Source organism: Knoellia sp. AC549 (assembly GCF_979258975.1).
The window spans coordinates 2,791,392-2,810,310 of the sequence record NZ_OZ409890.1 but is presented as its reverse complement, the minus strand read 5'-3'; the positions used below and the strand labels follow the sequence as shown (position 1 = coordinate 2,810,310).

Here is an 18,919-nt window from a genome sequence, read left to right as displayed (position 1 = left end):
CGATGGCACTCACCCGCGACGAGATGGCAGCGCGCGCGGCCAGCGAGCTGACCGACGGCTCCTACGTCAACCTCGGCATCGGCCTGCCGACGCTCGTCCCCAACTTCGTCCCCGACGACGTCGAGCTGGTGCTCCAGTCCGAGAACGGCATCCTCGGTGTCGGCGCCTACCCCGCCGAGGACGCGGTCGACCCCGACCTCATCAACGCGGGCAAGGAGACGGTGACGACCCGACGCGGCGCGAGCTACTTCGACAGCGCCACGAGCTTCGGGATGATCCGGGGTGGCAAGGTCGACGCCGCGATCCTCGGTGCCATGCAGGTGTCACGCAACGGCGACATCGCCAACTGGATGATCCCCGGCAAGATGGTCAAGGGCATGGGCGGCGCGATGGACCTCGTCCACGGCGCGAAGAAGGTCATCGTCCTCATGGAGCACGTCGCCAAGGACGGCACTCACAAGATCGTCGACGAGTGCGACCTCCCCATCACCGGACTCGGTGTCGTGCAGCGCATCATCACCGACCTTGCGGTCATCGACGTGACCGCCGACGGACTCGTCGTGCGCGAGCTCGCTCCCGGTGTCACGCAGGACGAGCTGCGCGAGAAGACCGGGCCCGAGCTGACGTTCGACTGATCAGCCGGTGGCGCCGGGCGCGACGAGCTGCCAGGCCGAGGCGTCCGGCGAGTCGAACCGGGGTGTGGCAAAGGGCGCCAGCGTGTCGGCGTGGGGCATCAGCTTGTCGACATAGACCCAGCGGACGCCGAGGTCCCACAGCCGCTGACGGGCCTCCTCGGTGGGCGCGGCGATGAACTCGTCGTTCAGCCGCAGGATGTCGGGCTTCCAGTAGTCGACAGTGATCGAGTCACGACCCTCCGGGGCCTCGCGCGATGCCCGAGGCGTGGCGGTCCACCCCTCCACGAGCGACTGGCGTTCGCTGAACGCCGTGACCAGCCAGCGCCGGCTGTCGCAGCCACCGAAGGGTGCTCGGATCGCGGTGCAGTGACGGTTGGTCATGATGACGTCCCGAGGTCCCGAGTGGTCCCGGATGTAGCGAGCGGCATCGAGCTGGTCCTGGGAGACGGCCAAGGGCTGCCTGAGGGACTCGGTCGGCAGAACCGGAGGGAAGAGCGGAGCCCTGACCGTGTCGAACCCCGCGATGACTCCAGTGGTCAGTGCGGCGACTGCCAGGGTGGCCAGGCTGGCACGCAGGCGAGCACCCGGCCGACCGAGCACCCATCCCGCGCCCGCGCCCAGGACCACGACGGCCACGACCACCGCCAGGGCGTTCCAGAACAGCCCGACGTTCTCCTCGCCCAGCCTGCCCACGAGTCGCGTGGGAGCAAGGTAGACCAGGGCGCCAATCCCTGTTCCCAGCGCCAGCAGCGGGCCGACGACGTGACGCCCGAGGGCCTGTGCCAGCGCACGGGCACCCAAGGCGGAGCCGATGGCCGCCAACGGGATCGCCGTCAGCAGGAAGTAGTACTGGCTGCGGCCGGGGTGCGAGAAGAGCCCGACCGCGGCAGCTCCCGCGAAGGACCCACCGGCGAGGAGCCACGGGAGGGGGTCACGACGGGTTCCGCGCCCGAAGAGGGGGGCGAACGAGAGCGCTGCGGCGGTGAGCCCCCCCAGAACGGCCAGAAGCGCCGCGGCTCGCACGAAGCCCTGGTCCGGCAGCGAGCCCAGCATCGAGAAGACGTAGCTCTGCTCAGCGGCCTCCTCCACTCCCAGCGCGAGTCCGGCACTGGAGCCGTGGAAGACGACGATGATGGCGAAGACGAGACCCGCGGCGACGACGAGCAGGTCGACGACGACTCGTGCGACCAGGGCACGGTTCCACAGGAACATCGCGACGGCGGCGAGGCCGAGACCGGCGACGACGAGCGGTGACGTCCCGCCCTTGGTCCCGGCCGCGATGACGGACAGCAACGGCACCAACAGGTAGGCGGCTCGTGGCAGCTCTCCTCGCCAGCGCTGGTCCAGGAGCACGACCAGGGCCAGGAGGGTCGGCACGCCCAAGGCCAGGGTGGGCGAGTCAGGGGTGAGCGGGAGGCTCAGCCCCGGGATCGCGAACGGGTTGCCCCGTGAGGCGAACATCGCCAGCACACTCGCCAGGAGGGCCACCCTGGAGCTGCCCCCCGACAGCCGCAGGGCGGCGACCATGACGCAGACGGCCACCGTGAGCGGCATGAGGGCAGGCATGAACCGGAGCAGGACCAGGTCGAGCCCTGCCCCGGACGTCGCCGTGACATGGGCGAGCCAGGCGTGCGTGAACCAGTGGTAGCCCAGGTCCTCGCCCATCACCGTGGGCCAGCTGGTCGGCCCGCGGTGCAACAGCTGCGATGCCAGGGCCTGGTGCAGGTAGGCGTCGATGTGAGGTCGGCCCAGCCCCTCCCAGGTGACCTGGTTGGTCCGGAAGTAGGCGACGAGCTGCCGCAGCGCCCAGAAGGAGCTCAACGCGGTGAGCGGTGCGAGCCACCACGGGATGGGCGTCCAGCGCGCTGACCGGATCCGGGTGCGAGTCGCCGGGACCGCGAGCAGGATCACGGCGATCACGAGCGGGATCACCGTCGCGAGCCAGAGCTGCCCCGTGAGCCCCGCGATCACCTGCGTCGGCACGGCGATGGCGATGCCCAGCGCGAAGCCCATGGCGAGGTCCTCGAGCAGCCAGCCACTGCGCGGGCGCACGGCTCGCCACAGCAGGGCGCCGGGCAGGATCTGGGTCACCCCCACGGCAGCGCTCGCACGCAGGGCAGCGCCGATGGGCAGGTCGGTGCGCACGGCATACACGAGATAGACCCCGGCCGCACCCGCGACGAACGCCACGGACAGCAGGTTGCTCCACGTCGCCAGATCAAGACTCCCCCGCAGACGATTCGCTCGGCCGAGGGGACCTGACTTCGTGTTCACGTGGCTCCTGGGTGCGGGGGTTTGATGGACGGATCTCGCTCTCCGAGTGGGCCGGGGCGGCTGTTAGAGTCCGTGCGTCATCTTTACATCCAGACCTCAGGAGCACGAAACACCCATGTCGACGGAGTCCGGAACGCCTGAGAACTCTCCCGGCGTCTACACCCCAGGGTATTTCGAGACTCGTCTCAAGCAGGATGCGAGCCGCGCCAAGGTGTGGGAGCACCTGTGCGACTACCTGCAGAGGTTCGTGCCCGCGGACGCGGACGTCCTCGAGCTCGGCGCCGGCTGGTGCGACTTCTCCAACCAGGTCAAGGCCCGCCGGGTGGTGGCCATGGATCTCGATGCCACGGTGCACACCGCTGCCGCCGACCACGTGGAGTCGGTCGTGGGTGACTCGACGGACCTGTCCCAGTTCGACGACAGCTCGTTCGACGTCGTCTTCGCGAGCAACCTCCTCGAGCACCTGCACCGCGACCAGTCCGACTCGCTGCTGTCGCACGCGCAGCGGGTGCTGCGCCCAGGTGGACGGCTCATGCTCATGCAGCCCAACTTCCGGCTCAACCCCGGACGCTACTTCGACGACTTCACCCACGTCGCGATCTACACCGACCAGTCGCTGTCGGACTATCTCGTGTCGCAGGGCTGGTCCATCGAGCAGGCGATGGCGCGCTTCATGCCGTTGACGCTCAAGTCCAAGGGATCCAAGCTCACGTTCGTCGTCCCCTGGTATCTCCGCTCCCCCATCAAGCCCCTCGCCGGGCAGATGCTCATCGTCGCCAACCCCGGAAGGGCCTGACCATGTGGCAGGGCAAGTCGCTCGCCGTCGTTCTCCCGACCTACAACGAGAAGGACAGCATCGCCGAGTGCATCCGACGCTTCGAGGCGCTGCCCGAGATCGACAAGGTCATCGTCGTCAACAACAACGCGGCACAGGGCACCTCCGAGGAGGTCGCCACGACCGGCGCGATCGAGATCATCGAGACGACCCAGGGCTACGGCGCGGCCATCAAGCGGGGCCTGACCGATGCGGGGACCGACCTCATCGCGATCTGCGAGCCCGACGGCACGTTCGCGCCCGAGGACCTCACCAAGCTCCTGGCCTTCCTGCCCGAGTGCGACGTGGTCATCGGCTCGCGCACCGTCTCGAACTTCATCTGGAAGGGCGCCAACATGGGTTGGTTCCTCCAGTGGGGCAACTGGGCCGTCGCCAAGCTCATTGAGGTCCTCTACAACACGACCTACCTCAGCGACGTGGGCTGCACGTTCCGGGTCATGACCAAGGAGCACGCCGAGGTCATCCTCGAGCGCTCGCGACTCGACGGCTCTGCCTATGGGCTGGAGATGCTGCTGATCTCGGTCATCACCAAGGCCCGGATGGTCCAGATCCCGGTCAACTACCTCCCCAGGGTCGGCGTCTCGTCCGTGACCGGGGAGCTCGGCAAGACCATCTCACTGGGCACCGAGATGATCCTCCTGACCTTCAAGATGCGCCTGCGCGCCAGGAGCATTCGTCGTGGCTTGAGGACTCCCAAGGGGCCCCACCGCCAGGTTCGCGCCTCCTGACCACGGCCGGGGCAGCGGCCCCGGCCCCCTGTCTCAGGTGCGCGGGCTGGTCCACTCGTCGGACAGGTGCCCCTCGGCGATCTCGCTCATCCCACTGTGGTCGCCGTGCTGGCTGAAGACGTGCCGTCGGTAGGCCCAGAACCGGAAGGCCGTCCCGAGCACCAGGCCGACGCCGTTGGCCGAGACGTTGTCGGCCAGGGCTGACTGGAACCCGAGCCCATAGTGCGAGACCCACAGGCACGCCATGGAGATGAGGGTGCCGAGGGTCGCGACGACGGCGAAGAGCAGGAACTCGTGGTGGGCCTTGTCGCGTCGGGTGTTCCTGAAGGTCCAGAACCGGTTGCCGAGCCAGGCCACGATCGTCGCGAGGGTGCCCGAGACGACCTTGGCCGTCAGCGGGTAGTCGTGGAGCGGGCCCTCACCACCGGCGAAGCGCAGGAGGTTGAACCCTCCGACGTCGGTGATGAACCCCAACGCGCCGACCACGCCGAACCGCCCGAGCTGACCGAACATGGCGGACGAGGGCAAGCGAGGTGCCACCAGCACCCTTTCGGTCGAGGAAGGAGGCAACACCATAGCAACGCCTCACTCGTCGGTGACCGTCACCGCCCCGGTGGCACGGTGCCACCGCATCACGCCGCCCTGGAAGTCCTGCTCGTAGCCACCGGACCAGAGTCGGTTCTCCCCCACCGGGAACCCGAGCGAGGACGTCGGCCCACCCATCTCGACGTAGGCCTCGTTCATCGAGCCGAAGATGCCGTGCGCGCCCGTGGCCGGGTGCCAGGCGAGCCCACCGAGCTGGAAGACCTGGGACCTGCCGCCCTTCGGAGCGGACTGCTCCGCGGCGGGGTAACCGAGCCGTCCCGGGCTGGCACCGAACTGCAGGAACCGCGCCAGGATCTCACCGGACACGAACCTCGCACCCGTCGTGCCGGTGTAGTGGATCTGTCCGTTCTGGAAGGTCTGCGCCCACCCGGTCGGCGTGGGTCTCCACATGTGCGATGCGGGCATCCCGGGCGGTGAGGACGGCCCACCGCGCGCGTCCCAGGAGGTGCGGATCGCGCCGTGGACGGCATACGCCTGGTCGAGGTCGAACCGGAGGATGGCGGAGACCCCCTTGGCGAAGTCCGTCCGCTTCCCGCCGATGATCGACCTCTCGCCGGCCACCGGTGGCCCCCAGGCTGCCTCTCCACCCTGGAGCTCGTACAGCCGGGTCGCCTCCGGCCCGATGTGGAAGACGTTCGACGCCGTCGACCAGAGGGAGGTGCCGCTGCCGAAGATGGTCCGCATCCCGAAGGGGGTCGCTCGCTCACCCTGCTCGACCGGGCCGAGCCACCGCTCCCCGCCGCGCGCGAGCCACGAGCGGTGGATGCGGCTGGTCGTGTGGTCGGCGAGCGCGTCGACCGCGGACCGCAGTGCCGGCAGGCGCGAGTAGAGGTTGCTGCCCGGGCACTCGGTCGTGTTGGTGTCGCGGTGTGCACTGATGAAGGGCAGCGTCACCTTCGTCCCCTTCGGGAAGCGGGAACCCGAGTCAGCGCTCGTGAGGGTGGTCGTCCCCGTGGGCTCACGGTAGAAGGAGCTCGAACGCCAGGCGATGACCCGGGCCAGTGCGGACATCGTCGCGGAGGTCGGTGTCGCGGTCGAGTAATTGCCGAGCACGGAGACGCCCCACGTGCCGCTGTTGAATCCCAGGGCGTGGGCTCCCGTCACCACTCGCTCCAGACCACCGGCACGGCCCTCGAACGTCTGGCCGTACTTGTCGACGAGGACGTTGTAGCCGACGTCGCACCACCCGAGACTCCTGGTGTGGTAGGCGTAGATGCCCCTCACGATGCCGGCGGACTCCGATGCCGTGTAGCTGTTGGAGCCAGCGGTGTGGTGGACGAAGACGCCCTTGAGGGTCTTGCCGTAGCTCGGTCCGCAGGTGCGCAACGACTCGTCGGCGCCCCACCCTGCCCGCGAGACGATGTCCGGACGGGCCGTGACGGCCTGGACCGAGGCCGTGGAGGCCGTGGAGGCCGTGGCGGATGCGTCTGCGTCGGCTCGTCCGGGATCGATGAGCTCGACCTGGCCCAGGCTCGCCACGGATCGGGCGCCGCTCGCGGCGGACAACCCCTTGTCCGCCTTCGGGAGGCGGATCTGCACGGCGGACCCGCCGGGTCCGACCCACACGGGGTCGGTACCGACCCGCTGGGTGTGCGAGCTGCTCGGGTCCGTGGTGTCGTCGACCGACGTCGCCAGCCACGGTCCCCATCCTCCGCGCTGGGCCCGGACCCGCACGAGGATCGTGGCCTCGGCGGGAGGTGCCTCCCCCGCCTTCCAGGTCAGCGCCACGATCGGAGCCGACTGCGGCACCTCGACGGTGTCCGGAGCCACGGTGCGCAGGTCGGCCACGGCCCGCTTCGTCAGCGTGGGCCTAACCGGTTTCGCTGCGGCTGCGGGCGCGGTGGACGCTGCCCCCACGGTTGCGGGAGAAGCTGCGCCCGCCCCGGTCATCGGGAGGGCGGTCAGGCCGACCGACCCGAGCAGGACGAGGACGGGCACTCGAGCGGCACGGGCGGCGATGGGACGGCGGGTCGATCGCAGGGCGAGTGACATGGCGGCTTCCAAATCGTCTGGGGCCACCCATTGAACCGTGTGACTAGTGTGAATGGAGTAAACAACTGGTAAAGATGGTCCCCATTGTGACTAGACGCTTCTGGTCATGAACCTGTCAACCGCCACGAGCGACCTCGAGCGCTCGGCTGAGCCCTTCCCGGTGCCGAGCGTCGATCGGCGGAGGGAGGAAGGCCGCCAGCAGGCTGCGTTGCTCCCACCCCAGTCCACGCTCGAGGCGACGCAGCTCGGGAAGCGTCACCCGCAGCGCCGGCCTGCGCTGCACGGCTGCGAGGTTGAGCAGCGCCGTGCTGTCGGTCCCGAGCACGACCTGCGCCCCCACCACGGCAGGGTCGAGCTCGGCCGGGAGACTCCGCGCGAGCTCGGGCCACGCGGCATACCGGCCTCCCCCCTCGGCAGGGTGCGGACGCACCGCAAAGGCGAGCCCGACGTCGGCACACGCCGCGGCGACCTGCTCGAGGTGGGCCCGGAAGCCGTCCTCGGTGACGAGACCGAGCTCGACCCATGGTTGGGTGAGGTAGACCGCGCGGGCCTCGCCGGCTCCGGACGAAGGGGCGACCGACGCGTCGGCAAAGCCCGCCGCGACCTCCGGCACGACGCGCCACGTCCCACCTGCCTGTTCGTAGAGCGCCCATCGGAGGTCGGTGAGGACGCGCCCGGCACCGGTCACCGCCCACGAGCGGACGGTCGGCCACGGCTCGCGACCGCCCTGCCGACGCCACGCGTCACGGCGGGTCCGCCAGTCGCCGTAGGTCCCGATCCCCTCGTCCACGACGACGACCTCGGGCCGGGTGCGCGCTGCGGCGACGAGCCGCAGGTAGGGCTTGATGCCGGGGGCGCCGACCGACAGCAGGACGTGATGCTCACCGGCACCGATCGGGTCGGCGCGGGGCTCAAGCGCGTCATCGTCGCCGTCCGACCTTCGGACGGTGAGCCTCGGGTCATCCGGGAGGAAGGCGGTGACATGGTGCGGTCGGACGTTGTCGCGCCCGAGGAAGGACCCCGACCCCAGGTAGTCCACGACCACCTCACCCGAGGTGCGGCGCAGGAGGTGGCGCAGGTAGCTGCCGGCGTGCACGAGATGGGTCGCGCTGCGCACACCGGCAAGGGTGACGCGCACGACGGGCTGCGTGCTCACACCACCGGTGGGCGGCCAGCCCGCGTCAACCGCCAGACGGTCCGCCACCGCATCGGGTGGCGCTCCCCCGGGTCCACGCGCCAGCCCTCGGCGAAGCCCCTGAACCACACGCGGAGCGGCTCGGCCTCGTGGACGCGAGCCAGGGTGGCCGCGGTCCACACGCCGAGGTAGACGGGCACGAGTGGGGCGGGGAGGTTGCGCCGGGCGACCCAGACGCGGTTGCGGGCATTCATCCGATAGAAGACGGTATGCCGTGCTGCCTGCGTCGCAGGGTGGTGGACGACGACGTCCGGGCAGTACTCCAGCGACCAGCCGGCATCGACCAGCCGGAAGGCGAGGTCGATGCCCTCGTGCCCGTACCAGAAGTGGCCGGGCCAGCCGCCCACCGCCTCGAAGGCGGTGCGACGGATCATGCAGACGCCCTCCCAGAAGACGACGACGTCACCGGGGGCACCACCACCCTCGGTCCGCAGCCGCGGGACCCATCGCCTCGGCGACGGCTTGCCGTCAGGGTCGGCGCCCCGAGGCTGGGCCACCGCGCGTCGAGGGTCGTCGAACTGGACCGCGAGCCTGGCGAGGACGTCGGTGCTGGGGAGGTGCGCGTCGTCGTCGTAGAAGAAGAGGAGGTCACCACGCACGGCCCGGGCGCCGACGTTGCGACCCTCGGGGATGCCGACGTTCTCGGGCAGGTGAACCGTGCGCACCCCTGCTGGAAGGCCCGACGGCTCCCAGCCGTTGCCCACGAGGACGACATCGAGATCGACGCCCTCTTGCGCGAGAAGGGTGTCGAGGGCCGTGGCGAGCTCGGTCGGACGATTGCCCATGCTGAGGACGACAGCACCAACGCTGGGTCGTCCTGGCATGCACCACACTCCTGGAATCGCTGTCCGACCCCGACTCAGGTCGCCGTGACGTCGCCGTGACGCGGCCTCGATCGTCGCGCCGCTAGTGTAGGTGACACCCTTGCCCGGCACCCACCGGGCGAAGTCGATCGAACACTGAGAGGCCCCACGTTGGCAGCCAACCCCCAGTCGACGCGTTCACGCGATGGCGTCACCGGAGCCGAAGTCCTCACCGGTGAGATGCTCGTGTGGTCCGACCTCGGCTGGATCGCCGCACCTCTGGCGGTGGAGGTGGTCGTCGCTGACGTGGTGCGTGCCCGCTCCCCCCAGCGTGTGCTCCTCGCCGGTCCGCGCGCCGCAGCACTCGTCACGACCCTGCCGGAGAGCGCCAGGGTCGAGATCCTGTTGCGGTCCATCCCCGACTCTCGAGTGGCGAGCGACGCGGCCGGCCTCCACGATCGCGCTTCGCTCCACATCGGCGGTCTGGACGCCTACTCCGACGACAAGGGCTTCGACCTCGTCGTCGGCCTCGGTGGCCCGACGCGCCTGCTCGGCCCCGACTCGACCGGCATGGGCGAGGCCGACGTGCTGAGCAAGCTTCTCGGCCCTCGTGGCCGACGGCGGCACGCTCGTCGCGGACGTCGGCAACGAGCTGGGGCTCCACGAGCTGCTCGCGGCGCAGCCGCTCCTCGACATCGACTCCGACGACGCCTGGCACGTGGGCGCGGACGGGTTCAACCACCGACGTCTGCACCTCGTCGAGCTCGAGGCCTGGCGGCAGGAGCAGGGACTCACCACCGACGTCCTCTTCGGCGCCTACCCCTCACCGGACCAGCACCACCTCCTCATCGACGGTGCGGCGCTCTCGGCCGGCCACCCCGATCTCCTCGGCGCCGCTCGCGTCCGCAGCTGCCGCGCAGTCGAGCGCCACTTCCAGGACTTCCCGGTCCTGCGCGACCCGCGGAGCACGGTGGAGCGGCTCGTCGACGGCGGTCTGGTCACCCAGCTGGCCCCCGCCTGGCTGCTCGTCGCGCACCGCGGAGACGCCGCGTCCGACCTCACGCTGCCGGCCGTCATCGACGCCGAGACGTGGGTCGACCCGGCCTGGGCGCGGGTCAACCGCGTCGACCGGGCCGGCGGATCGACGGCGGTGTGGGCGAGCGACAACCGCGATGCCGAGGTCAACGTCGGGGCGATCACCCGGGACCTGGCTTCTGAGTCCGTGACCCACGGACGCCTCCTGGAGATGGAGCTGCGTGACGCGTGCGGTCGCCGCTCCCACCGCGACATCCGGGCTCTGATCCGCCAGTACAACAGCTGGCTCCACGACGCGAGCGTCTGGGACACCTCCATGGCCGAGCGTCGCAGCTTCGCCACGCTCGACAACGTGGTCATCGGGGACGACGCCACCTTGAGCATCATGGACGGGTCCTGGCGCCGAGCGGGCGTCGTCGCGGCCGACGACATGCTCGTCCTCGCCCTGCGCCAGTTCGCGACCAGGCTCGTGGCGTCTGCTGCGAGCCACCCGTGGAAGACGAGCACCACTCCCGACGACCTCACCGCCTCCCTCGCCGCCATGGTCGGCGTCGTGGTCACCGACGACGTCGTGCGGCGCGCGGTGCGCGTGCAGAGCGAGATCGCCTCCGTCATCACCCCGAGTGACCTCACTGTCGCCGAGATGGTCGACGCCGACCTCGAGCAGGGCGAGCTCCCTCGCAACCTCCCGTCAGCCACCGCCACCGGCTTCCGGGAAGCTCCTCGCCCTCGATCGAGCGCGCTCTCGGCGCATGCGTGAGCACGACGGCCAGGTGGCGTGGCTCGAAGGGACGCTGCGACACCGCGACCGCTACATCCGCGACCTCGAGCGCATCATCGAACGCTACGAGGACACGCTCACCTGGAAGACGGTGCAGGCCATGAGGGCCCCGCGTCGCATCGCCACGGACAAGGCCGTCGCCACGGCCAAGTCGACTGCCAACCAGGTCCTGCCCCCAGACTTCATGAGCAAGGCCCGTCGGCTCGCACGCCGGGCCGTCAAGTAGCCGTCCGGTCGCTCGTCAGGACGTCGTGCTCGAGATGGCGCAGGCCACCACGAGGTCGCCTTCCTGCTTGACGGCATACGTCACGGTTCTGCCCTGGAGGGTCACGGGACTTCGGCCCACCGGCCCCCGGGCAGCAAGCACGATGATCGGCACGTCGCCGAGCTTGGCGCACACCTCGGTGGCGCACCACGCGCTCCAGAAGCTGTCGTGCGCGTCCCAGAGGCCGCGCCATCGTCGGCCCAGCTGCGTCGGCACCGCCTGCGCCGCGATCTCGGCGTCCACTGCCCGGGTCTGACCCTCGCGTGCCGGCGGTGACCAGCACACGATCCGGCCGTCCGCGACACGTGAGTGCGCACCACCGGTGCACGTGTGGGTCGCGGCGGGCTCGATGAGCAGCGGCGAGCGCATCGCCTCCTCGAGGCGCGCGTCAGCCAGGTCGGTCATGTCCTCAGATGCTGCCGCCACCGTCGACAGTGATGACCTGCCCGTTGATGTTGGTGTCCTCGAAGAGGAGCGAGTGCACGACGGGCACGATGTTGGCGGGCTCCACGAGCCGACCCGACGGTGTGCGGCGGGTGATCGTGTCGAGCTGCGTCTGGCCCAGCACCGATGACATCTCGGAGGCGAAGAAGCCGGGCGCCACGCTGTTGACCAGCGCTCGTCCATGCATCTCACGTGCCAGCGTGCGCATGGCACTGTCCAGACCACCCTTGGTGGCCGAGTAGGCGACGAGTCCCGAGTAGCCGCGCTGAGCGCAGATCGAGGTCACCATGACGATGCGACCACGGTTGCCCTTGGCCATGATGCGGCGCAGCACCAGGCGGGTGAGGAGCAGCGGCGCGGTGAGGTTGGTGTCGATGATCCGGGCGATGTTCTCGGGCGAGGTGTGCACGTGCAGGCTGTCCTGGCCGGCGGCTGCGTTGTTCACGAGGGCGTCGATGGGACCCAGCGTGGCCTCGGCCTGCTTGAGGAAGGCCGACACTGCCTTGTTGTCGGTGGTGTCCACCGCCCCTGCGACGACCGACTCGGGGTTGTCCTTGGCGAGCTGTTCGAGCTCGGGCGTCACCGTCCGGGCGAAGGCCGCGACCTTGGCACCCTGGGCGAGGATGTCCTCGACGATCGCCAGTCCAAGACCGCGCGACCCCCCGGAGACGACGACGACCGAGGCGGGTCCGATGGGGGTGGTGGTGTCAGACATCGCTCTTCAGAGTCTCCTTGATGGGAATGGTGTCGAGGAACCGGATGCGCCTCGGGACGGAGTAGTCGGGGAGCCGCTCCGCGCACCACTGGGTGAGGTCGGAGTCGGTCGCCGGGCCGTCGAGGACGACCTCGGCCGTGACGATGCTGCCGACGATGGGAGCCTTGCGACCACGGACCGAGGCCCAGGCCACCGAGGGGTGGGACTGCAGGACGTTGCGGACGGCAGAGGCCGAGACCTTGGCTCCTCCGACGTTGATCTCGTCGCTCGCGATGCGGCCGGTGATCACCACGCGCCCGTCGGCAACGTCGACCCGGTCCCCCGTGCGCAGCCGGGCGTCGATGCCCTCGGCGCGCTTCGGTGAGTCGATGACGAGCTCTCCGTCCTCGACGCTGAGCGTGGCCCTGCCGGGCGCCTCGCGGTCGAGCCACTCCTGCGGGAACCCGGCTCGACCGTCGTGCACGGCGATGGTGGCACCGGCCTCGGAGGAGGCGTAGATCCATGACACCCGCGCCTGCGGGAACATCTCGGTGAGCCTGGTGAGGATCGCCTGGTCGACCGGCTCGCCGCCGAGGGTGACCTGCTCCAGTGGCAGTGCCGCCACGCTCTCGGGGTCGCGATACAGGGCCTGGCGCCAGAAGGTCGGGGTGCCCGACGCTGCGGTGACACCGGCGTCCAACGCGCGTGCCGGCCAGCTCTCGAGCTCACTCGGCTCGACGAACACGATGTGCTGCTCGGGCTGGGTCAACCCCAGTGTGACGAGCTGCCACCAGGCATACGCCCCGTGGGCATACGGGCACAGCCAGGTGCGAGGGGGCTGTTGTCCACCCACCGTGGTGAGCGAGTCCAAGGTGTGAGCCACGCGCTTGGGTCGGCCGGTGCTCCCACTGGTGAGCAGCCAGATGCGGCCCGGAATGAGGGGGCGCTCCGTCGTGGCCGGCAGCACCTCGTCACCGTCGACCACTGCCAGGCCCGAGGCACGCAGCTCCTCGACCAGCTCGGGAGTCCTGCGGCTGCGCGAGCCGATGAGCAGCTCTCCGTCACCCCGGCCCAGGTGCGCGGAGATGGCACGAGCAGCTTCGAGGTTGTCCCCGACCAGGACCGCGGCAGCGGCCGGAAGGGCAAGGGGCTCGAGCTCGCCCCACGTCAACGTCCCGGCGCCTGTGACGATCCGGTTGGCAGTGCCAACCGGATTCGAGCCACCGGACGTCACGCTGCTTGCAGCTGCTCGAGGAAGTCGAGCACGTCGGAGATGGTGCGGATCTGGCGCAGCTCGGGAGCGTCGAAGTTGAGCTCCTCGCCGATCTCGTCCTCGACACGGAGCGCCAGCTCGGAGAAGTCGAGCGACCGGAAGCCGATCTGCTCCAGAACGGCGGAGTCCTCTGCGGGAATGGACTTGCCCTGCGCAGCCAGGACGTCAGCCATGATGCTCCGAAGTTCGTTCCGGCTCAGCGCACCCATGAATCCACCTCAAAGTCGGGAAGTTGGTTTCGGATAGTCTACCCGTCACGAGGGCGCGCCCAGATCGGCGTGCCGCACCGCCAGACCCGCGAGGAGCACGATGCTGCGTCCTGCCACGGATGCCGACAGCGCCCAGATCCTTCAGTGGCGCAACCACCCCGAGGTTCGCGCGGTCTCCCTGACCCAGCACGAGATCTCGGCGCAGGAGCACAGCAGGTGGTGGGAGGCGACCAAGGGCACGGACACCCGTGAGGTCTACATCTTCGAGCGGCACGACGTGCCGTCCGGTGTGGTCACCTTCTTCGACATCGACCGGGACACCCGGACCGCCTGGTGGGGCTACTACCTCGACAACGCCGGGTTGAGCGAGCGCGGTGAGCTGCTCCCCGCCTGGATCGAAATACAGCGGCAGGCCAAACGGTTTGCCTTTGAGCAGCTCGACCTGGACACGCTCGAGGGCGAGGTCCTCGAGGCCAACGACGCGGTGCGGCGGTTCAACAAGCGCAACGGCTTCGCTGAGATCGAGTCCTCGGTCCGTGACGTCGACGGCACTGCCACGACCGTGATCCGCGTGCGCGCGACGCGCCCCTGACACATCCACACCTCTGAGACGAGAACGCCATGACCGACTCCACCACTGCCCCCGTCGACCCCGGCGCCTCGCGCCCCGCCACGACCTCGCTCACGATCGGGTCCCACGAGGTGGGACCGGACGCTACGCCGTTCATCATCGCCGAGATGTCGGGCAACCACGACGGCTCCCTCGACAAGGCGCTCGACATCGTCCGGATGGCCGCTGACTCGGGCGCTCACGCCGTGAAGCTCCAGACCTACACTGCCGACACGATCACCATCGATGTCGACGCGCCGGCCTTCCGCCTCTCCTCGGGTCACGAGCTGTGGGGATCGCGCCGTCTCTACGAGCTCTACCAGGAGGCGCACACGCCGTGGGAGTGGCACGAGCCGATCTTCGAGCTCGCCCGCGAGCTCGGCATCCTCGCCTTCTCCTCACCCTTCGATCCGACAGCGGTGGAGTTCCTCCACGATCTGGACGTGCCGGCATACAAGATCGCGTCCTCCGAGATCGTCGACCTGCCGCTGATCCGGCACGCCGCGTCGAAGGGCAAGCCCCTCATCATCTCGACCGGCATGGCGTCGGTCGGCGAGATCGCGGCCGCCCTGGGTGCCGCGCACAGCACCGGCAACGACCAGGTGATGCTGCTCAGCTGCACGGCGAGCTGACCCCGCCGATCCCGCAGCGTCCAACCTGCGCGGGATCCCGGTGATGCGCGAGGCCTTCGGGGTGCCGGTGGGCCTGTCCGACCACACGGCCGGCATCGGCGCCGCCGTGGCCTCGATCGCCTTCGGATCCTGCCTCGTCGAGAAGCACGTCACGATGTCGCGCGAGGGTGGAGGCGTCGACTCGGCCTTCTCCCTCGAGCCGGCCGAGCTCGCCGCCCTCCGCCGCGAGACCGAGGTCGCCTGGCAGGCCCTGGGTCAGCCACGCATCGGGGCTCGTGCCGCCGAGCGCGAAGGCCTGCGCTTCCGGCGCTCCCTCTTCGTCGTCGAGGACGTGCGCGCGGGCGACCCGGTCACCCCGGCCAACGTCCGGTCCATCCGCCCCGCCGGCGGCCTGGCACCCGACGACTTCAGTCGCGTGGAAGGGCGCCTCTTCCGGGAGGACACCGCCAAGGGCACGCCCATGGACTGGGACCTCGTCTGATCGCTTCCCGGCGGACTGCTTCCCGGCGGACTGCTTGTCGGCGGGTCGCGTCTCCGGCGCGATGACTCGCGCCGTCAGGGCGTAGCCGTGGCCACTCGGCTCAGCGAGCGGCCCCCTCTGGAGGGGACGGGGGCTCCGGGTGTGCTGCGTCGGGAGGTGAGGCGTCCACCGTCGCCGCTGTGCTCGAGGAGGCATCGGGAGCAGTCGTGTCCGAGTCCGGCTCCCGATCGCCGGAGGCGGAGCCCTTGGTGTCAGGGCGATCGGTCGAGTCGTCGCTGTCGACCTCGTCCGTGTCGCCGTCCGCGAGCCAGATCGTCTCGACCATGGCCTGCTCGGCGCCGGCCGGGCCCGTGTGGCTGTTCGCCCTCGACCTTCGACTGAGGGCGAAGAAGCCTGCCGGGAACTCCCGCGACGGAGCCGGGGGCGGTGCCGAAGGCTGCGGACCCATGGTCTTGGCCCAGCCGAACGCATCGATGACCTCTTCGGGCTGCAGCACGTCCAGGGCGCCCAGCTCCTCGTCGGCGACGGCCTTCGCGTAGTCCATGGGGATGGACACCTGGTGCATCTCGGGCCACATGCGACGCGGCTTGCCGACGCCGCCGAGGATCGCGTGGTCGGACTCCAGGGCCATGGGGTCGCCATAGATCCCCGCCTCGACGCCCGCCGCCGCGGCATAGAGGATGGCGCTGCTCATCCGGTTGGAGACGACCCGCTTGTGGCGCCGCATCTCGTCGAGCTGGCGGTAGAGGAAGGCCACGTCCGTGTCCTTCCAGAGGAAGCCCCGCTGCCCGTGCGTGATGACGCGGACCCCGGCGTCCTCGTACTCGCTGCGCACCTTCGGGTTGTCGAACTCGTTCCAGTGCAGGCAGACGGTGATCGGGACATCGCCCTCGGTGCTCTTGATCTCGTCGATGTATGCCGCGTGGTTGCCGACCACTTGCTGTCCCTCCCATCCGTGGAAGGGGTAGACGATGGTTCCCTCGCGCTCCTGCGCGGTGTTGCCCGCCTGGGTGAGCCACCGCTCCTGCTGCTCCATCCGCAGGAGGTAGAGCCACGGCGCGGCCACGAGCCGGTAGTCGCGCAGCCCTGCAGCCCAACCGCGGCGGGCGCACGCCTGGGACCAGACCAGCTTGGGGTAGCCAGGCGCGAAGACCGTTCCGACGGCGAAGCCGTCATGCATGTTCCACCCGTGCTGCAGGTAGCCCCAGATGCGCAGCGGCTCCTCGAGCCCGACGTAGCGCGCCATGATGTGGGCATGGCCGTAGAAGTGGTTCGCGTGGTGCATGTCAGCCTCGAACTGCGCGGTGCACGGCGTCGATGACGTGGTCGATGTCGCTGTCGCGCAGCCCCACGAACATCGGCAACGAGATCTCCTCGCCGTAGAACTTCTCCGCGACCGGGAACTGTCCGCGCCGGTAGCCCAGGTCCTCGAAGACCGGGTGCCAGTGGACGGGCATGTAGTTGACCTGGACGCCCACCCCGTCGTTGCGCAGGGCATCGAAGACCTCGCGCCGCCGACCTTCGAGCACACGCAGCGGGTAGAGGTGCCAGATCGGGTCGACGTGTCCCCGTTGCGTCGGCAGGCGCACTCCCTCGAGTCCGGCCAAGCCCTCCTGATAGCGCGCGAAGATCTCTGCGCGCCGCGCCTTGAACGCTGCCAGCCGACGCAGCTGTGAGAGGCCGAGGGCGCACAGGACGTCGGGAAGCCGATAGTTGAGTCCGACCTCGTGGACCTCCTGGTGCCACGGCCCCTCGTCGGGGTGACGCATGCGCTCGGGGTCGCGCACCAGCCCGATGAAGTGGAACTCGTGGGCGCGCTGCCCCAGGTCGCGGTCGAGGGTGGCGACGGCGCCGCCCTCGGCACTCGTCAGGTTCTTGGTCGGGAAGAAGGAGAAGGTCGTGATGTCCGACAAGGACCCCACCGGGCGTCCCTTGTAGGTCGAGCCGATCGAGTGGGCCGCGTCCTCCAGCAGCAGCGTGCCCGTGCGTTCGGTGATGGGTCGCAGCTCGTCGATCTCGATGGGGTGACCGGCGTAGTCGACGCCGGCCACGACCTTGGTGCGCTCGGTGATGGCGTCCTCGACGAGAGCCGGGTCGATGTTGAGCGTGTCGTCCTCGACGTCGACGAACTGCACCTTCGCGCCGAGGGCCATGGCCGAGGAGGCCGTGGCCACGAACGTCATAGGAGTCGTGACGACCTCGTCGCCGGGGCCCACACCTGCTGCGGCGTAGCCGATGTGCAGCGCAGCCGTCCCGCTCGTGCAGCTGACGCAGCGCGTGGCTCCGGAGAGGTCCTCGAGCGCCTTCTCGAAGGCCGTGACCGTGGGACCGGTGGTCAGCCAGTCACCCCGCAGCACCTCGACGACGGCCTCGATGTCGGACTCGTCGACGGACTGCCGACCATAGGGGATCACGAGTCAGACCTCGGTCTTGAGGATGGAGATCATCTCCTCGCCAGAGAACCAGCGGTCGTTGTTGTCCGAGGTGTAGTGGAAGCCGTCGGCCACCGCTTCGCCACCCTTGGGAGCGGTGTAGCCCCAGGACGCGAGGTCCGGCTGCAGGACGTAGCGATCGCCGATGAGCAGGGCGCGACGTCCCTCCTCCGCCGAGATCATCTCCTCGTGGAGCTTCTCACCGGGGCGCAGGCCGATCTCGTGCATCTTGGCTCCGGGCGCAACGGCCTGGGCGAGGTCGACGATCTTCATCGAGGGGATCCGCGGGACGTAGAGCTCGCCGCCCTGCATCTGCTCGAACGAGTCGGTCACGAACCTCACGGCCTGGGGCAGCGTGATGAAGAACCGGGTCATCCGCAGGTCGGTGATGGGCAGGGACTCCCCCGCCTCGGCGAGACCGCGGAAGAACGGGATGACGGAGCCGCGGCTGCCCATGACGTTGCCGTAGCGGACGACGCAGAACCTCGTGTCGTATGCCGCGGCGTAGTGGTTGCCGGTGATGAAGAGCTTGTCGGCGGTCAGCTTGGTCGCGCCGTAGAGGTTGATCGGCGAGGACGCCTTGTCGGTCGAGAGCGCGACGACCTTCTTGACCCCGGCGTCGATGCAGGCCTCGATGACGTTCTGCGAGCCGACGACGTTGGTCTGGACGAACTCCCACGGGTTGTACTCGGCCGTGTCGACCTGCTTGAGGGCGGCAGCGTGCACGACGTAGTCGACGCCGTGCATGGCGCGGTTGAGGCGGTGCTGGTCACGGATGTCACCGATGAACCAGCGAAGACGGGGGTCGTCACCGAACTTCTGGCGCACCTCGTACTGCTTCAGCTCGTCACGGCTGAAGATGACCACGCGCTTGGGGTTGTGCTTGGCCAGGACCTCGGCGATGAAGGCCTTCCCGAAGGAGCCCGTCCCGCCAGTCACCAGAATCGACGAACCCTCGAGCATGCTCACGAACAGACCTCCACAGCTTGATGACC

21 protein-coding genes are annotated in these 18,919 nt (G+C 69.5%); 8 read left to right on the top strand and 13 right to left on the bottom strand.

The window, feature by feature from the left end; all coding sequences use genetic code 11:
• Positions 1-2: 2 nt before the first annotated feature.
• Positions 3-635, top strand: coding sequence for a CoA transferase subunit B (locus ACZZ98_RS13710; RefSeq protein ID WP_463516764.1), 633 nt, complete (start codon positions 3-5; stop codon positions 633-635).
• On the opposite strand, the gene ACZZ98_RS13705 is transcribed toward ACZZ98_RS13710, so the two are convergent.
• Entirely contained in the window at positions 636-2,909 is a 2,274-nt protein-coding gene (locus tag ACZZ98_RS13705; RefSeq protein WP_463516763.1) for a hypothetical protein, read from the bottom strand.
• A 115-nt stretch (positions 2,910-3,024) separates the two neighbouring features.
• Between ACZZ98_RS13705 and ACZZ98_RS13700 the strand changes: the two genes are divergently transcribed.
• Both ACZZ98_RS13700 and ACZZ98_RS13695 read left to right on the top strand, forming a co-directional pair.
• Positions 3,025-3,705, top strand: a complete 681-nt coding sequence (locus ACZZ98_RS13700) for a class I SAM-dependent methyltransferase (protein ID WP_463516762.1) — start codon at positions 3,025-3,027, stop codon at positions 3,703-3,705.
• A 2-nt stretch (positions 3,706-3,707) separates the two neighbouring features.
• Positions 3,708-4,472 (top strand): glycosyltransferase family 2 protein, encoded by a 765-nt coding sequence (locus tag ACZZ98_RS13695; protein ID WP_463516761.1) that lies wholly within the window; start codon positions 3,708-3,710, stop codon positions 4,470-4,472.
• Positions 4,473-4,505: 33 nt separating this feature from the next.
• Here the strand turns inward: ACZZ98_RS13695 and ACZZ98_RS13690 are convergent, their stop codons facing one another.
• From ACZZ98_RS13690 to ACZZ98_RS13670, 5 genes are all read right to left on the bottom strand, one after another.
• On the bottom strand, positions 4,506-4,985 hold the full coding sequence (locus ACZZ98_RS13690) for a GtrA family protein (RefSeq protein WP_463516760.1): 480 nt from the start codon (positions 4,983-4,985) through the stop codon (positions 4,506-4,508).
• A gap of 72 nt (positions 4,986-5,057) precedes the next feature.
• Positions 5,058-7,070 (bottom strand): N-acetylmuramoyl-L-alanine amidase, encoded by a 2,013-nt coding sequence (locus tag ACZZ98_RS13685; RefSeq protein ID WP_463516759.1) that lies wholly within the window; start codon positions 7,068-7,070, stop codon positions 5,058-5,060.
• Between the two features lie 115 nt (positions 7,071-7,185).
• Positions 7,186-8,226: a hypothetical protein gene (locus ACZZ98_RS13680; protein ID WP_463516758.1), complete on the bottom strand. Its 1,041-nt coding sequence runs from the start codon at positions 8,224-8,226 to the stop codon at positions 7,186-7,188.
• The gene (locus ACZZ98_RS13675) at positions 8,223-9,050 is read right to left on the bottom strand and encodes a glycosyltransferase family 2 protein (RefSeq protein WP_463516757.1); all 828 of its coding nucleotides are present in this window, start codon (positions 9,048-9,050) and stop codon (positions 8,223-8,225) included. Before ACZZ98_RS13675 ends, ACZZ98_RS13680 begins: the two co-directional genes overlap by 4 nt.
• A gap of 216 nt (positions 9,051-9,266) precedes the next feature.
• On the bottom strand, positions 9,267-9,695 hold the full coding sequence (locus tag ACZZ98_RS13670; RefSeq protein WP_463516756.1) for a hypothetical protein: 429 nt from the start codon (positions 9,693-9,695) through the stop codon (positions 9,267-9,269).
• Here ACZZ98_RS13670 and ACZZ98_RS13665 point away from each other — a divergent pair.
• Together ACZZ98_RS13665 and ACZZ98_RS13660 are read left to right on the top strand one after the other, a co-directional pair.
• On the top strand, positions 9,679-10,863 hold the full coding sequence (locus ACZZ98_RS13665) for a hypothetical protein (RefSeq protein WP_463516755.1): 1,185 nt from the start codon (positions 9,679-9,681) through the stop codon (positions 10,861-10,863). The genes ACZZ98_RS13670 and ACZZ98_RS13665 overlap by 17 nt on opposite strands.
• Positions 10,856-11,110 (top strand): hypothetical protein, encoded by a 255-nt coding sequence (locus ACZZ98_RS13660; protein ID WP_463516754.1) that lies wholly within the window; start codon positions 10,856-10,858, stop codon positions 11,108-11,110. The genes ACZZ98_RS13665 and ACZZ98_RS13660 overlap by 8 nt, the downstream gene beginning before the upstream one ends.
• 15 nt (positions 11,111-11,125) lie before the next feature.
• On the opposite strand, the gene ACZZ98_RS13655 is transcribed toward ACZZ98_RS13660, so the two are convergent.
• The 4 genes from ACZZ98_RS13655 to ACZZ98_RS13640 are packed head-to-tail and all read right to left on the bottom strand — an operon-like array spanning position 11,126 to position 13,769.
• Positions 11,126-11,554 (bottom strand): hypothetical protein, encoded by a 429-nt coding sequence (locus tag ACZZ98_RS13655; RefSeq protein ID WP_463516753.1) that lies wholly within the window; start codon positions 11,552-11,554, stop codon positions 11,126-11,128.
• Between the two features lie 4 nt (positions 11,555-11,558).
• Complete coding sequence (locus ACZZ98_RS13650) at positions 11,559-12,308, bottom strand: SDR family NAD(P)-dependent oxidoreductase (RefSeq protein WP_463516752.1); 750 nt, start codon at positions 12,306-12,308, stop codon at positions 11,559-11,561.
• Positions 12,301-13,458: an AMP-binding protein gene (locus ACZZ98_RS13645; RefSeq protein ID WP_463516751.1), complete on the bottom strand. Its 1,158-nt coding sequence runs from the start codon at positions 13,456-13,458 to the stop codon at positions 12,301-12,303. Before ACZZ98_RS13645 ends, ACZZ98_RS13650 begins: the two co-directional genes overlap by 8 nt.
• Positions 13,459-13,517: 59 nt before the next feature.
• Entirely contained in the window at positions 13,518-13,769 is a 252-nt protein-coding gene (locus ACZZ98_RS13640) for a phosphopantetheine-binding protein (protein ID WP_463516750.1), read from the bottom strand.
• A 100-nt stretch (positions 13,770-13,869) separates the two neighbouring features.
• Here ACZZ98_RS13640 and pseH point away from each other — a divergent pair, with 100 nt between their 5' ends.
• From pseH to ACZZ98_RS13625, 3 genes are read left to right on the top strand one after another with little or no spacing between them, the layout of a single operon-like run.
• Positions 13,870-14,361, top strand: coding sequence for a UDP-4-amino-4,6-dideoxy-N-acetyl-beta-L-altrosamine N-acetyltransferase (pseH, locus tag ACZZ98_RS13635; protein WP_463516749.1), 492 nt, complete (start codon positions 13,870-13,872; stop codon positions 14,359-14,361).
• A gap of 29 nt (positions 14,362-14,390) precedes the next feature.
• On the top strand, positions 14,391-15,011 hold the full coding sequence (locus ACZZ98_RS13630; RefSeq protein ID WP_463516748.1) for an N-acetylneuraminate synthase family protein: 621 nt from the start codon (positions 14,391-14,393) through the stop codon (positions 15,009-15,011).
• 43 nt (positions 15,012-15,054) lie between these two features.
• Entirely contained in the window at positions 15,055-15,492 is a 438-nt protein-coding gene (locus ACZZ98_RS13625) for an N-acetylneuraminate synthase family protein (protein ID WP_463516747.1), read from the top strand.
• Between the two features lie 100 nt (positions 15,493-15,592).
• Here ACZZ98_RS13625 and ACZZ98_RS13620 read toward each other — a convergent pair whose 3' ends face one another.
• The 3 genes from ACZZ98_RS13620 to pseB are packed head-to-tail and all read right to left on the bottom strand — an operon-like array spanning position 15,593 to position 18,887.
• A complete protein-coding gene (locus tag ACZZ98_RS13620) occupies positions 15,593-16,777 on the bottom strand; it encodes a hypothetical protein (protein ID WP_463516746.1) in 1,185 nt (394 codons plus the stop codon).
• Position 16,778: 1 nt separating this feature from the next.
• Complete coding sequence (locus ACZZ98_RS13615; RefSeq protein WP_463516745.1) at positions 16,779-17,906, bottom strand: DegT/DnrJ/EryC1/StrS family aminotransferase; 1,128 nt, start codon at positions 17,904-17,906, stop codon at positions 16,779-16,781.
• A 3-nt stretch (positions 17,907-17,909) separates the two neighbouring features.
• Positions 17,910-18,887, bottom strand: a complete 978-nt coding sequence (gene pseB, locus ACZZ98_RS13610; protein ID WP_463517784.1) for a UDP-N-acetylglucosamine 4,6-dehydratase (inverting) — start codon at positions 18,885-18,887, stop codon at positions 17,910-17,912.
• Positions 18,888-18,919 lie beyond the last annotated feature (32 nt).